Origin of the sequence: Candidatus Liberimonas magnetica (assembly GCA_020523885.1) — a bacterium.
Lineage (GTDB): Bacteria > Elusimicrobiota > Endomicrobiia > Endomicrobiales > JAFGIL01 > Liberimonas > Liberimonas magnetica.
Genome location: JAJAPY010000019.1, coordinates 1 through 14,555, shown reverse-complemented (window position 1 = coordinate 14,555; position 14,555 = coordinate 1). Strand labels below are relative to the sequence as shown.

Here is a 14,555-nt window from a genome sequence, read left to right as displayed (position 1 = left end):
CTTATTTATGAAATACTTCTTTTATTATCGTATCTGCTATGTTCTTGGCTAAAAGTTTATTGCCCTTTATCGTACAATGGCCGAAATCTCCTGCAAATATATCTCTAAAATATTCATCATACCCTTCTTTCTGAACGACATCCGTGAATATCTTCTCATTGTCAACGAATACTATATCTTTATCTTTATAAAATATATTTCTCAATATTCCTATCTTCCTTAGAGGGTATTGCATGCATATATATCTTATTCCCCTCTTTTTTAATACTCCACTTAACTTTTTGTAGTTATATATTACAGGCCTTCCAAAATATTCTGATTCATACCCCTCATTAGGCCTCAAATACTTTATTCTTAATGGCCCTTTCCCTTTATCAACTATTTTGTTCATGATTTCTTCTGCTTCTTTTCCTTTTCCTTGCTTCCTGTAAATCTCTTCAAGCAGATAAAATAACATTATTTTTTCAGGATTTAGCTCTATTGCTTTCTTATACATAGCCATTGCTTCTTCATACTTATTTTCACGCCTATAACAATTAGCTAAACGAGAATATATTGATTCGTTATTTACACCTGATTTTATTGCTTTTTCATAAATTTTCTCTGCCTCATTAGAACTACCTATTCTTTCATAAAAATGACCCAACTTTAAATTCGCTTCTTGATCTTTTGGGTTTATCTGTATTGCTTTTCTATACTTTGATTCTTCTTTTACATATTGTTTTATTCTCATTAAATAAAAATACCCCAATTTATCTATTGGATTTAAAGCTATCAGCTTTTTAGATACACTCATAGCTTTTCCATACTTTCCTGATTCTATATAAAATTTAACTAATTCTATATATTTATTTTTGTTATTGGGATCACTTTCTATTGTTTTCTTAAGTATCGGCTCTTCTTTTTCACTGCAAAAACTCCATTCTTGCGCATACTTTACTTCATTATCCGCATGGGTTCCGACTATCTTGTTTCCACTTTCTTTTCCTTTTGCTTCTAATAGTTTCTTACTGCTTAATTCATTGATTTCTTCTACTCTATTCTGCTTTATGTTTCCTTTAATCGTACTTAATTCTTCTATCCTTCTCTTTATATGCTGTTCTAGCAACCTTGCTAGTTTATATATTTTAATTGATTTAATAAGGCTTTTTATTCCACCATTTTCATATTCGTATACCATATCTGTCCGGTCATCATTTACTCCAATCATGGTTATGACCATATCCGGTTTATATTTATCAAGATCTTCTTCAAGCTTTGCTAATATAAACGTCGTTGTAGTCGCTTGCCTGCCCTTGTCTATCACACTGAACCTTATCCCTATATCCCTGTTATTTAATACTTCTTCAAGATATTTCGGATATTCTCCCTGCGTTGTTGATTCACCTAAACACAATATTCTGTAAACCTGTTTCTTCTTCTTCAGCTCTTCTCTGTTCCTTATCTCCTGCCTGGAATTATATATAAAACCGCCCAGGCGCAGGCCTGCTTCAAGCAATATCAAACTAAAGAATAATCCAAAAAAGACTAGCAGCAATCTTTTTTTCATTTATCTTATATCCTTATATATCAAAAAATAGGCTTAGTTATATACAAAAGCCTATTTTTAATTGTAAATTTATTTATCCCGCCGCTTAAAAACTACAGGTTTATCCGTAAATCAAGCGGGATTTCGCCCCACCGTAGGTGGTAGGGATTTTGGTACCACGGGCCTGCCCGTGGGGCTCAATATTTATAAAATGACTAAGTTGTCGCGGTGGACTGCTTCTTCGTAATCTACATTAGGCAAGATTTTTTTTATTTCGGATGATTTCTTTTTTTTGATCTTATCAAGCACTTCGCTGGAATAATATGTAAGGCCGCGCGCTACCTCTTTTCCGGACCTGTCGGATATGCTTATTGTGTCTCCTATTTCAAATTTTCCATCGACTGCGACAATGCCCGAGGGAAGCAGGCTTTTTTTCCTTTCTCTTATAGCGGTTACGGCGCCGTCATCTATGATGATCTTGCCCCGGCATTTTGCTCCAAAAGCTATCCAGCATTTTCTAGGCTCAAGAGCCTGCCTCGGCATAAAAACCGTCCCTATCTCCTGGCCGCTTGCTGCCTTGATTATAGCGTTTTCTTTTAATCCGTTTACTATAAAGGTTTTTACGCCGTTTGCAGCCGCTATTTTCGCGGCATTTATTTTGCTGAGCATACCGCCGCTTCCTTTGCCGCTTGATGAAACAACGGTTGCATATTTCTCTATATCATCGGTTATCTTGTCAACCTTAGCTATTATCTCGCTTTTGCCCACAGCTCCTTTGTATAAACCATCCACATCGGTTAAAAGTATCAAACACTGGGCAGAAATCTTTGCAGCCACTAAAGCCGCAAGGGTATCGTTCTCTCCGAAATTGATCTCTTCTACAGCCACCGTATCGTTCTCATTAATTATGGGTACAGCCCCCATATCCAGCAGCTTAAAAAGAGTACTGCGGGCATTCAAATAATTCTGCCTCTGGTCAAAATCGCTCCTAGTCAGAAGCAACTGGGCTATGACAATGCCGGCATCATCAAAATATTCTTTGTAGGTATCCATAAGGATCGGCTGGCCTATAGCTGCCAGCGCCTGCTTTTCTTTTAAGTCTGCGGGTTTTACGTTTAGCTTCAATTTACCCATGCCGGCACAAATAGCGCCGGACGTAACAATAACTATCTGGTGCCCGTCCTTTTTCAAGGCTGCCACGTCTTGCGCAATACTTTTTATCCTCTTATTGTCCAGGCAGGAATCTTGGGTTGTCAATAAATTTGTGCCTATTTTAATTACTATCCGCATTACTTAACCTCATAATGACTAACAGAATAAATCCTAAATCATAAAATATATTTTCATTGGGCTTTAGTCATTGTATTGTTATATTATGTATTTTTGTGTTATTTTATCTCTTTGTTCCTGGATATCCTTCATCTTATCTTCATAACCGGCCCTGCCCATCAACGCATAAGTCAATTGTTTCCCCAGTTCCACTCCGGGCTGGTCAAACGCATTTATATTAAAAAGCTCTCCTGTGTATGCAGTTGCAAGTTCCAGCATATAAAGGTACTGACCGACCGTTTCAGGGACGACTTTCGGCAGGTTGATCGTGAGGTTAGGCCTTCCCATCTTTGTTAACGCAAGCCTCGTCGCTTCTTCTTCCGATTTTAACAGCTCGTTTAAAGTGCGGCCCGCCAGATAATGGTTATCATAAGGCGGTATCTTTAAAGTTTTGTTGAAGTTTTCTACAGAAACAAAATTTATTATCTTATCAGCAGGACCTTCCATATAAAGCTGGGCCTGTGAATGTTGATCCGTGGCACCGAGGGCTTTGATAGGCGTTGGCCCGACATTTACAACATCGCCGCGCTTGTCAAGTTTTTTCCCGAGGCTTTCCGCCCAAAGCTGCCTGTACCAGTCCGCAAAACCGTACATAGCATTTGAATACGGCATCATGACCGACATCGGCCTTTTAGCCCAATAGAAAAGATACTGGATAGTCGCATACATAGCCGCCGGGTTCTCAAATATATTGCCGCTTGAACATACAGCATCCATTTCTTTTGCACCGCTGAGCAGTTTCTCTATATCTATCCCGGTAAAGGCCGCTGATAAAAGACCCACGGCAGACAATACCGAGAACCTTCCTCCGACGTTCGAAGGGACAACAAAACTTAAAAGCTTTTCTTTTTCAACGGTTTCCCTCAAATACCCTTTTTTCTCGTCTGTCGTAACGATTATATGCTCGTTATATTTTTTGCCTGCTTTTTTCTGCAATATCTTTTTTAATATGAAATAATTTGCGAGGCATTCCGCTGTACTTCCTGATTTGGAGATTATATTGAACAATGTCTTTTTAAAATCAATTACATCTATTATCCCGCCGATAAAATCAGGGTCCACATTATCTGTAACAAAAAGCTTCAGGAAACCTTTCCTCTCTTTTTTACCGAGCAGGTTCCACTGAGGGTGCCGGAGCGCCTGTTGGACGGCGATATTGCCGAGCGCCGAGCCCCCTATGCCTATAACTACAAAGTTCTCAAATTTAGGAGAAAGCTTCTTAGCCAGGGCTTTTATGGTTTTTGCTTCACCCTCTTTATAGGGAAGTTCCATAAACCCGAGTTTTCCCTGACTTTTCATTTCATTTATAGCAGTAAAAGCGCTGGTAATTTTTGGCTGCATAACTTTAATCTCTTCTAACGACAACCCCGGTTCTCCGACTGATTCTTTCAAACAATTCGTGAAATCTATCCTTACCCTTGTTTCCATTTCTCACTCCTTAAAATATTAATATTACGTATTCATTCTACACTATTTTTTGCATATTTTCAATACAGAGTTTTTTATACTTTCGACAATCTTTTTTATTTCGTTATTTGTTATGCTTAAAGGCGGCATAAGCACGATAACATTCCCTAAAGGCCTTAGCAATACCCCATAATTCCTGCATTGGGCGCATACTTTTGCGCCTATTTTATCTCTAGCTTCAAAATCCTCTATTCTATTTTTCCCTTTATTTCTACCTTTACCTATATCTATACTTTTTATAAGCTCGATCCCTGCCATGAGGCCGATATGCCTTATATCACCTACAAATTCCAGATATTTTAAATTCTGCAGTTCTTTTTCTAAACACTTTATCTTATCCTGTATTTTGTTTAGGACCTTATCATCCTTAAATATCTCCAAGTTCGCAAGAGCTGCGGCGCAGCCCAGAGGGTTTGCCGTATAAGTATGGCCGTGAAAAAACGTTTTAAATTCTTCATACCTGCCAAGAAAAGCTTTATATATTTTTTCCGTGGCAAATGTCGCTGCAAGCGGCAAATACCCTCCGGTTATGCCTTTAGCCACGCACATGAGGTCAGGCTTGATATTTTCATGCTCGCAGGCAAACATCCTGCCTGTCCTTCCAAAACCAGTAGCTACCTCATCACAGATAAGAAGTATCCCATATTTTTTGATAATTTTTTCAAATTCTTTCATATACCCCGGCGGCATAGTAAGCATGCCCGAAGCCCCCTGTATCATCGGCTCAACAATACCCCCTGCAATTTCCTTGCCGTGTTTTTTCAGTATGCTTTCAACGCCCGCTATGCATTGCCCGCTACAACCCATTAATTTACAATGATGTTTAAGGTTTTTACTCCGAACTCCGAACTCTGAACTCTGAACTCGGTGTTCGCATCTAAAGCAGTACGGCGAAGGCGCAAAGTATGTTTTAAAAAGCAGGTTTTTAAATGCCTTATGGAAAAGGTCTGTACCGCCTACCGAGACCGAGCCGATAGTGTCCCCGTGATAGGCATTTTTTAGCGATAAAAAACTATTCCGGTTTTTGTCTCCTTTGTGTTTCCAGTATTGGTATGCCATCTTAAGTGCTATCTCAACTGACGTTGACCCGTTATCTGAATAAAACACTCTTGTTAAACCGTCAGGAACGATCTTTACAAGTTCTTTTCCAAGCTTTATCGCAGGTTCATGAGTAAGGCCGAGAAAAGTGGAATGAGCTATCTTTGACAACTGGGCCTTTATAGCATTATTTATATTTGTATTATTGTGCCCGTGAACAGTGACCCAGAGGCTTGAGACACCATCTATATATTTTCTGCCGGAAGTATCGTAAAGATAATTCCCTTTGCCCCGTTCTATAACAAGAGCTTTAGATGGGTCATCTTTGGCCCAGTCTGCCATCTGGGTAAACGGGTGCCAGATATACCTTTTGTCATCGTTTATCAGTTTTTGCGTGTTTATTGCCCTGTCAGCCATTTGTTCCTTTTTAAATCTATTTTTTTATTATGCGGGACTTCAAGGACAGGAAGCCCGGTCAAAGATTTTAATGTTTTTGGATTTGTTTTTTCAGAAAGACTGTGTCTTTTTTTGTCATTAATTACTATACCTAAAACCTTAACACCTGCTTTCTTTAGTGCCTCTAGGGTCAGAAGAACATGATTGATAGTCCCAAGGCCCGGCCTTGCAACTATAAGTACCGGAAGCTTAAAACCCTTTATCAGATCAAGCACATAATAATCCTTTTTGACCGGCACCATTAAACCGCCAATACCTTCAACTATCATAAACTCATATTTTGTTGAAAGTTCTTTATAGTTTTTCCAGACCAAAGACAGGTCTATTTTCCTATTCTCAATAAGCGCCGAGGCATACGGGGCAAGCGGGTACTTAAAAAACAGCGGATTTACTGTTTCTATCTTTTCTTTAACACCGGAAGCCTTAATAAGCTTTTTTGCGTCATCTCTTGACCCCGCAGAAACAGGTTTCATTCCTACGACTTTACATTTCCCTTTTACAAGCTCCTGTGCAAGCAGGCAGGAAATGTAAGTCTTCCCCACCTCAGTATCGGTTGCCGTGATAAATATTCCTTTATTCATTTCTTTTAAACCCTTCTTATTTGTATACGCAGAGGCTGCTTCTTCTTTTTAACTGTCTTCCCCCCCCGTTCCATTTTCCAAATACAATATTGAATATGGCATATAATACTTTTGAATATCGTATTATCAAACAACGTTGTATGTCCCCAATTACCAGTTTTAGGCTGGTTATACTTTTTCCAGATTTCACGTGATACACTATTATGGAATTTATGTATATATTCATTTAATTCAAAACAATCAATTTTTCCCTTCTCCCAATCATTAAATTTTTCATGTAACAATTTCAACCCTGCATCAAGTTCTCTTTGACTAAGATAACCCTGCAAGTTCTTTCAATTTTATCCTGATTTTTTTGGATATTCATTCATAATTTTTAGTTCATTTAACAAGGCGTGTTTTCTTGCTGGAATTTTATTTAGAATTATGTATTCTGTCCCTCGAATTCACTTATAATATACCATTCATTATACCAATGACACTACTGTTATACCATTCTCTTCCATTTGGCTGCTTGTCCCTTTCCAAGGGATTTAATTTTCTTTTCTTTGCTTAACTGATGCAGGACTTTCTTTATCATGATCCGGCTGACGCCCGGGCTTTCGCTCTCGATGTCGGATATAGAAAATTCTCCATGCTGGCTTTCAACAGCCTTAACAATAATACCTGTTTTCGCCCCTTTAGCGGCTTTTATTTTGCCGGCACGCTCTTCAAATTCCTTATACGCGGACAATATAGTTCCCAGAAAATAATTAAACCAGGGGAATATATCGTGTTTTGCCTCATGCCAGTTTTTAGAACTCTTATTAAGAGCTTCATAATATGTTTCTTTGGATTGTTCTATTATCCGTTCAATGCTTATATATTTTCCGACTTTATACCCATGCTGATACAACACAAGCAATGTCAAAAGCCGTGATACTCTGCCGTTGCCGTCCCGAAACGGATGAATACTTAAAAAATCAAGAACCAGGCAGGCTATGGCATACATATCGGGATAGCGAAGTTGGTCTATGCTATTTTCATACGCACGGCATAATTGCTCCATCATTTCCGGAGTTTTTGCGGCGCTCACCGGCTTAAAAATGACTTCCATTCTGCCGTCTGAATGTTTGCGAATAATATCATTATCTCTTTCTTTCCATTTCCCTGCATCCTATGCATTGGCATGGCTGAGCCGGTGCAATTCCTGTATCGTTTCAGGTGTTATTCGCAGGCTATCATGCTTTTTGTGAATCAAGTTAAGAGCATTCCTGTACCCGGCAACCTCTGTTTCCGAGCGGTCCCGAGGCTTGCTGTGGCCAAGAACCAAAGATTTCAGGCGGTTCTTTTCAACAGTTATTCCTTCAATACGGTTGGACGATTCCGCACTTTGAATAAGTGCCATTTCCAGCAATGATTTCAAAACCTGCGGTGATTGTTTATCATACAGCTCCTGCTTACCCTTGTACTCGGCAACGGAATTCATCAGCCACACAGACCCCAGAGGCAACTTAATTTTATCGTTCTTTAAGGAATTCATTTTACCTCCTTACGATTTCGTAACCATTGAAAACATTTCCCATTTTTTCCAAATACCTTATTACCTAACTCCCCTTCTACTTGCTGGAATATTATTCAGAATTATGTATTGTGTCCCTCGAATTAAGTGATTTAGTTTTTTATTTGAAGGTATAAATATAGAAAATAGGTTTACTGCTAGGATAATAATAATTTTTATAAACATTGCTTGATTTCCACGTCAGGCTTCTCTAACTACACTAACTCTATTTACGGATTTACGTGCCTGGCTTTACTTGCTTTACTTATTTTTAGATTCCCGATTACTAATTTCGGGAATGACACCCTTTTTTACATCATATCTTATTTTCTTAATTTTAACTCTGTCTTTATTGTTTCAATCAATTTATCTATATCCTCTTTACTATGCTGGCTTGTCAGGGAAAACCTCAGCCTGCATCTACCTTCGGCTACGGTAGGCGGCCTTATGGCAGGGACATATATCCCGGCATCCATAAGCTTTGACGAAATCTCCAGGGTTTTACTTACTTCGCCTGTAAAAAGAGGTATTATCTGGCTTTCTGATTCTAAAGTATCAAAACCCAGGGCATTAAGATTATTTTTTAAATACTTTGCATTTTCAAGCAGTTTCTTTCTTTTTTCCGGTTCTCTTTCTATTATCTCAAGGGCCTTTATAGCAGAGCAAACGCTTGCAGGCGCAAGCGATGTCGTATAAATGAATGCGCGGCTTTTATTTATCAGATATTCTATTGTCTCTTTATCCGCGCAGACAAACCCGCCGGAAGAACCTATGGCTTTTGAAAGCGTGCCCATTACGATATCTATTTCTTTTTCAACTCCTAATTCTTCTGCAAGCCCGCTTCCTTTTTCCCCGAACACACCCGTGGCATGAGCTTCATCGATCATTGTTACGGCACTATATTTTTTTGCAAGATAAGCTATTTCTTTAAGAGGTGCAAGGTCGCCGTCCATAGAAAAAACAGTATCTGTAACTATCAAACGCTTTTTATAGCTTTGCGCGCGTTTTAAAATTTTCTCCAAAGACTCCATATCTTTGTGCTCGTAAATGAATATCCTTGCCTTGCTCAAACTTGCCCCGTCCCACAGGGAAGCATGGTTAAGTTTGTCCATTATTATTGCGTCGCCGCTTGAAAATAGAGTGCTTATTATCCCCTGATTAGTTGAAAAACCGCTCGGAAAAACAAGGGATGCTTCTTTGGACTTTAGCCTGGCGAGCTTTTCTTCCAGCTCTTTATGAACGTCTAATGTCCCGCAGATAAGCCGCGATGAGGTGCCGCCGCAGCCGTACTTGTTTATAGCATCTATAGCTGCCTTTTTTACTTCAGGACGCAGGGACATCCCGAGATAGTTGTTAGATGAGAAATTCATATATTTTATCCCGTCTATTACAATCTCTTTTTCGGAATATGAAGATATGATCTTTAGGCTTCTGTAAAGCCCTTTTTCTTTTAAGACCTCAAGTTCGTTTGTCAATTCTTTTTTCATGTTATTATTTTAGTTGCCTATTTACATAGTTCGACTTGAGAACATTATAAAGCCGTCATTGCGAGCGAAGCGAAGCAATCTCGGTGTAAATTCGATAGATTGCTTTGGTCGCCATGCTCCCTCACAATGACAGATGAGTCATGTCAATAAGTATTCATTTTGATTTCTTCTTTATAACATCTTCTAGTATAGCTAAATTTTTTCCTGCCTGTTCAAAATAAGGGTTTAACATCAGGGCTTGTTTAAAACACTTTATAGAGTCTTCATATTTTCCTTTTTTAAACAGTACGCTTCCAAGGTTGTTAAAGGCTTCGCTGGAATTTGGGTTATTTCTTATAGCCGCTTCATATATTTTCTGGGCACCGTCCAGGTCGCCCTGTTTTTCATATATATTTGCCAGATTGACCATAGGCCCGGATTGAGGCATTATATCAATGGCTTTTTTATAAGTTTCGACCGCTTCCTTGACCAATCCCTGGTCTTCATAGGTTACACCTAAGCCGAAATATGAATTTGCCAGGTTTGCCCGTTTATATTTCGGGAAACCAAAAACATCTGAATATATATCTTTATTTACAAGCCAAAAAAGAAATATCAGCATAAAAAACGTTAAATATAGTTTTAAAGGTGACCCTTTTCTGTATAAATTAATGAGATACCCTATACCAAAACCCGCATAGACACAAAGGACAGGAACTATTGGGAACCTGTATTCGGAAACTACAAAGAATATCACGCTGGAAGCAAAGTAAACCAATAGATATGCTAAAAGAAGAAAGTTGTAAGGGCTGAAAATAAGCCCTATTACCGCAAGCGGCAATACTATACCGAAACCTAACATTGGGACGGAAAGTATGGATTTATATTCATTTTTGAAAAAGTAGTAGTCAAGATTTATCGGCGGTTCATACGAATTAATAAAAATAAGCGTCTTCTTTGCTACGAGGTTAAACCACTCGGAGAAATGGTTTTCTATGTACTTAAAAGACTCTTTGTACCAGAAAGAAGAAGACTGCGCAGGGGTTAAATTAAGCCCTGAACGCCTGTTAGCTTCCTGCATAAAATCAGACTGCTCAACTTCAGGATCAGTTCTTGCAAAAGGAAGCGGCGTATAGGGCCCTTTACAAAACGAGGAATTTCCTGTATAAAAGTTCATCCCTCCGTGCGCCGTGGAAAAAACAAATTCCCCGCCTACTTTCAGGTTCCGCCATGCTACAGGAAAAAGAATTAATAACACCCCTAATATAAAAACAAGAGACGGTTTAAATTTCTTATCCTTAAGGATATATAGGCCAGCAAACGGCAGGAAGATCAGGATATTCGGCCGGAGATGAACGGAAAAACCCAGCAGGATACCGGACACGAGGCAGTTTACAAGGCCTCCTGCGATAATAAGATAAATGCCGAGCATATTTACAAAATTTATAAGGGTTGTTTTTAAAAGCGTGCTTTCGTAAAATATCGAAATAGAATAAAAAAGATAGAAGGACATGCCTAAAACCCCGGCTGTCCTTGAAAAAAGCTTTTCCCCTATTTTAAAAATAATCAACCCGGTCAAGACACTTAATAAGAACTGGAATAGGACTACAAAAGGGATATTCGGCCCGAAAACCCTGTAAATTGCCCCGAGAAAATACGAATAGCCCGGGCTCATCATGAAAACTCCCCGGGACTTGCCAAGCCAGTCGCCGCCTGCTATTTCAAGAGCCCAGGTATGATAATATTTCGCATCAAGTATAGGCTGTTTAAACAAAAAGTGGTCTTTTATCTGGAAAAAGTAAAGCAGCCTTATAATAATTGCCAATAAAACAATAATCCAAAATATACGATTTTTCAACTGTAACCACTCCTTAACAGCCATTACCGATCCCGCATCGGTAACAGCTGGTTCTTTTAATTATTCCCTACTATTATAACCCCAATTTGCCCGCCAAAACCAAAGGATAGAGACATCGCTGTTCGTATCAGCTTATTTCTTGCTTTGTTTGGGGTATAATCAAGGTCACATTCTGGGTCCGGGGTGTCTAAATTCAATGTCGGCGGTATCATTTTATCTCTTATCGCTAAGAAGCAAAAGACAAGCTCTATCGCGCCTGAAGCGCCAAGGAGATGGCCTGTAGCAGCTTTTGTGGATGAAACGGATATATTTTTTGCGCTGTCTTTAAAAACATTTTTTATTGCCCTTGTTTCTATGAGGTCATTTAGTTTTGTAGCCGTGCCGTGTGCATTTATATAATCGAGATTTACAAAATTAGCTTTTTCAAGGGCCTGCCGGATACTTTGGGAGATAACATTCCCCGCCGGGTCAAAACTTACGGGATTAACAGCACCGTTCGACATTGAATACCCGAGTATTTCTCCGTAAATTCTCGCTCCGCGAAGGAGAGCCCTGTCTTTTCTTTCAAGGACCAATATCCCTGCGCCTTCGCCTACTGCAAAACCTTCCCTTTCTTTGTCAAAAGGGCAGACTTTATTTTTTGCAAGGACACCCATCTGCTTAAAACCCGCGATGTACAGCGGATGAAAAGACGATTCGCACGAACCGGCAAGCACCATATCGCAAATGCCGTGTTTTATCCATTCAGCACCCAGAATAACCGAGTCAGTTCCTGTGGCACACGCGGCTACTATGTTCCTGGTCGGCCCCTGCAATTTAAAAATCCTGCATAACTGTTCATTGACCGTTGATTGAAGGAATATGTCTGAAAACCGCAGCTCGTTTGACTTTGATGTAGCAAGGTTGGGTTTGCTTATGCTTACGGTACAGCCGAATTTCTCATAAGTTTCAGGGTCACTTTCTTTCATTGCTTCGCTTGCTGCTAAAAAAGCGAGCGACACAAGCCGGACTTCATCCGGCACCGTAAGGTTATTTATCCTTGCAGAAAGGATCCCGTGGTACTCTTTGTCAGGCTTTACCGCACTCCGGCTTTCAAGCAGGTTTTTCCAACTGTTTTCCAACCCAAAACCAAGCGGCGTAACAAGGCCTATACCTGTAACCACGACTTTGTTCATAATGTCCTTTTATTGTAGCGTGGAGCGTATAGCGTATAGTAAAATCTAACACCTTAGAGACTTTGAAATTCTATACGCTAAACGCTATCCGCTGTACGCTATTAAATTACTCTTGAATCCCAGTTAAATACCTGGCCGGAAACAGTTTTGATTTTTGAAAGAAAAACTATGAACCTGGAAAGCTCGTCAATGTCGGTCGTTTCGGAAAGTACGCTTTCCTGTTTTACTTTATCCAAATAATCTTTTGTCGAGTTTTGCCCCATATCTGTCAAATGATAACCCGGCAGGACCGCATTTACCCTTACTTTAAACCTTCCCAGTTCTTTTGCGGATGATTTTGTAAGGCTTATCACACCTGCTTTTGCGCTTGAATAGTTCCCTGTCCCGAATTGGCCTCTTAAACCGATAATAGACGAGATGTTTATGATAGAACCGCTTTTGTTCTTTATCATTATCTTAGAGCATTCTCTTGTAAGGTAAAAAACAGCGCTTAAGTCCGTCCTTATTACGTCATCCCACTCTGTTTCTGACATTTTTGCGATCGTCCTGTTCTTTGTGATCCCTGCATTATTTACCAGGACATCTATCCTGCCGCGGCTTTTGACGATATCTCTTACCATATTCCTAACTTGTACCGGATCGGAAATATCGGCTTTTACGGTTTGGGCCTCTGCACCTTGAGCCTTAATTTTTTTTAATACTTCAGAAGCTTTTTCATCCTCTTTTAAGAAGTTTATTATAACAAAGTATCCGGAAGACGCAAACTCAAGAGCCAGCCTTGCACCTATCCCGCGTGACGCTCCTGTAATCAATACAATTTCTTTATTCATTAAAGTATATTTTAAGCCCCAGGTCATGTATCATCTTGAGGTCTTTTTTAAGGGGCCTTCCCTGCGTAGTGAGATAGTCGCCTACCATCATTGCGTTTGCTCCCGCATAAAAAATAAAGGACTGGAGGTCTCCTAATGTTATTTCCCTTCCTCCGCATACGCTTATATCTTTATCCGGCAGGATAAAGCGGTATATAGAGATTATCCTTAAGGCATCAAGGGCTTTCAGCCTCGGCCGTGTTTCAAGCGGCGTCCCCTTGATAGGGTTTAGAAAATTTAGCGGCACAGAATCTACGTCAAGGCCTCGTAATGTGAAAGCGAGTTCCAGCCTTTCATTAAACCCTTCTCCAAGGCCGAATATGCCTCCTGAACAAACCTCAAGTCCGGCTTCCCTGGCGTTTTTAACCGTATTTACCCTTTGGCTGTATTCATGCGTAGTGCATATTTTTGGAAAAAAACTTTCTGAGGTCTCTAAATTATGATGAAAGCGCGAAGCCCCGTTTTGTTTTAATTTTTTAAGGTCTTTTTTTTCAATTATCCCAAGAGAGGTGCTCAGCTTTAAATTCTTTCTTTTGTTCTTTGACAAAAACGAACATACCCGGTCTATTTCCGGGCTTGAAAGCCCATGCCCGCTCGTTACAACCCCAAAACACTGAAGTTTTGCCGATACAGCCTTTTCATAGGCTTTATTCAGATCTTTTTCGTCAAGGAGATGGTAAGCTTTCACAGAAGTATCGTTAAACGAAGACTGAGCGCAGAACTTGCAGTCCTGCGTGCACATGCCTGATTTTGCATTTACAACACCGCAGAGCTTTATTTCGTCTTTCTTAAAATTCGCCCGCAGCCTGTTCGCAAAATAGAACAGTTCATAGATATCAGCCTTAACCAGGTTTTTTGCGTCAATCAAAGATATTTTATTCCCGTCTATTATAGAATCGCACAATTTTTCAAGTTCGCTCATTATGCCCCATTAGATACAGCCAACCCCGAAGGCCTTCAACCGGCATAGGGATAAATATAAAATAATAGTCAACCTATTTTTAATATTGGTTGACTATTATTTTATATTTTTTTATTTATTTTATCAAACAAACTCCTGAGGCCTGCCAGCCTTTTAGCGTTTATCTCAGGAAGATAGAAAGGAGCAACTAACTTAAGTGTAAATCCTAAACACTAAATCCGAAATTCTAAATAAATTCAAATGTTTAAAATATAAAATGAGGCTGTTGCCTAACTAGGCTTTTGCCTCTTTTTGTCATTCTCCTGCTTGACAGGAGAATCCAGTTT

General features: G+C 39.5%; 12 protein-coding genes. All 12 read right to left on the bottom strand.

Annotated features, from left to right (window positions below; translation table 11 throughout):
- Position 1: 1 nt before the first annotated feature.
- Positions 2–1,549 carry a tetratricopeptide repeat protein gene (locus LHV68_11650; GenBank protein ID MCB4792522.1) on the bottom strand — a complete coding sequence of 516 codons (1,548 nt, stop codon included), beginning with the start codon at positions 1,547–1,549 and terminating at the stop codon, positions 2–4.
- 183 nt (positions 1,550–1,732) lie between these two features.
- Positions 1,733–2,818 carry a glutamate 5-kinase gene (gene proB, locus LHV68_11645; GenBank protein ID MCB4792521.1) on the bottom strand — a complete coding sequence of 362 codons (1,086 nt, stop codon included), beginning with the start codon at positions 2,816–2,818 and terminating at the stop codon, positions 1,733–1,735.
- A gap of 78 nt (positions 2,819–2,896) precedes the next feature.
- On the bottom strand, positions 2,897–4,285 hold the full coding sequence (locus LHV68_11640; GenBank protein MCB4792520.1) for a glucose-6-phosphate isomerase: 1,389 nt from the start codon (positions 4,283–4,285) through the stop codon (positions 2,897–2,899).
- A 42-nt stretch (positions 4,286–4,327) separates the two neighbouring features.
- Positions 4,328–5,779: an adenosylmethionine--8-amino-7-oxononanoate transaminase gene (gene bioA / locus LHV68_11635; protein MCB4792519.1), complete on the bottom strand. Its 1,452-nt coding sequence runs from the start codon at positions 5,777–5,779 to the stop codon at positions 4,328–4,330.
- Positions 5,761–6,399, bottom strand: a complete 639-nt coding sequence (gene bioD, locus LHV68_11630) for a dethiobiotin synthase (GenBank protein ID MCB4792518.1) — start codon at positions 6,397–6,399, stop codon at positions 5,761–5,763. Before bioD ends, bioA begins: the two co-directional genes overlap by 19 nt.
- A 487-nt stretch (positions 6,400–6,886) precedes the next feature.
- Positions 6,887–7,519: a Fic family protein gene (locus LHV68_11625; GenBank protein MCB4792517.1), complete on the bottom strand. Its 633-nt coding sequence runs from the start codon at positions 7,517–7,519 to the stop codon at positions 6,887–6,889.
- Positions 7,520–7,555: 36 nt separating this feature from the next.
- Entirely contained in the window at positions 7,556–7,921 is a 366-nt protein-coding gene (locus LHV68_11620; protein MCB4792516.1) for a hypothetical protein, read from the bottom strand.
- Positions 7,922–8,262: 341 nt separating this feature from the next.
- Complete coding sequence (bioF, locus tag LHV68_11615; GenBank protein MCB4792515.1) at positions 8,263–9,426, bottom strand: 8-amino-7-oxononanoate synthase; 1,164 nt, start codon at positions 9,424–9,426, stop codon at positions 8,263–8,265.
- Positions 9,427–9,580: 154 nt separating this feature from the next.
- Positions 9,581–11,263: a tetratricopeptide repeat protein gene (locus tag LHV68_11610; GenBank protein MCB4792514.1), complete on the bottom strand. Its 1,683-nt coding sequence runs from the start codon at positions 11,261–11,263 to the stop codon at positions 9,581–9,583.
- A gap of 56 nt (positions 11,264–11,319) precedes the next feature.
- Positions 11,320–12,438, bottom strand: a complete 1,119-nt coding sequence (locus LHV68_11605; protein ID MCB4792513.1) for a beta-ketoacyl-[acyl-carrier-protein] synthase family protein — start codon at positions 12,436–12,438, stop codon at positions 11,320–11,322.
- A gap of 101 nt (positions 12,439–12,539) precedes the next feature.
- Positions 12,540–13,268 (bottom strand): SDR family NAD(P)-dependent oxidoreductase, encoded by a 729-nt coding sequence (locus LHV68_11600; protein MCB4792512.1) that lies wholly within the window; start codon positions 13,266–13,268, stop codon positions 12,540–12,542.
- On the bottom strand, positions 13,261–14,229 hold the full coding sequence (gene bioB, locus LHV68_11595; GenBank protein ID MCB4792511.1) for a biotin synthase BioB: 969 nt from the start codon (positions 14,227–14,229) through the stop codon (positions 13,261–13,263). The genes LHV68_11600 and bioB overlap by 8 nt, the downstream gene beginning before the upstream one ends.
- Positions 14,230–14,555 lie beyond the last annotated feature (326 nt).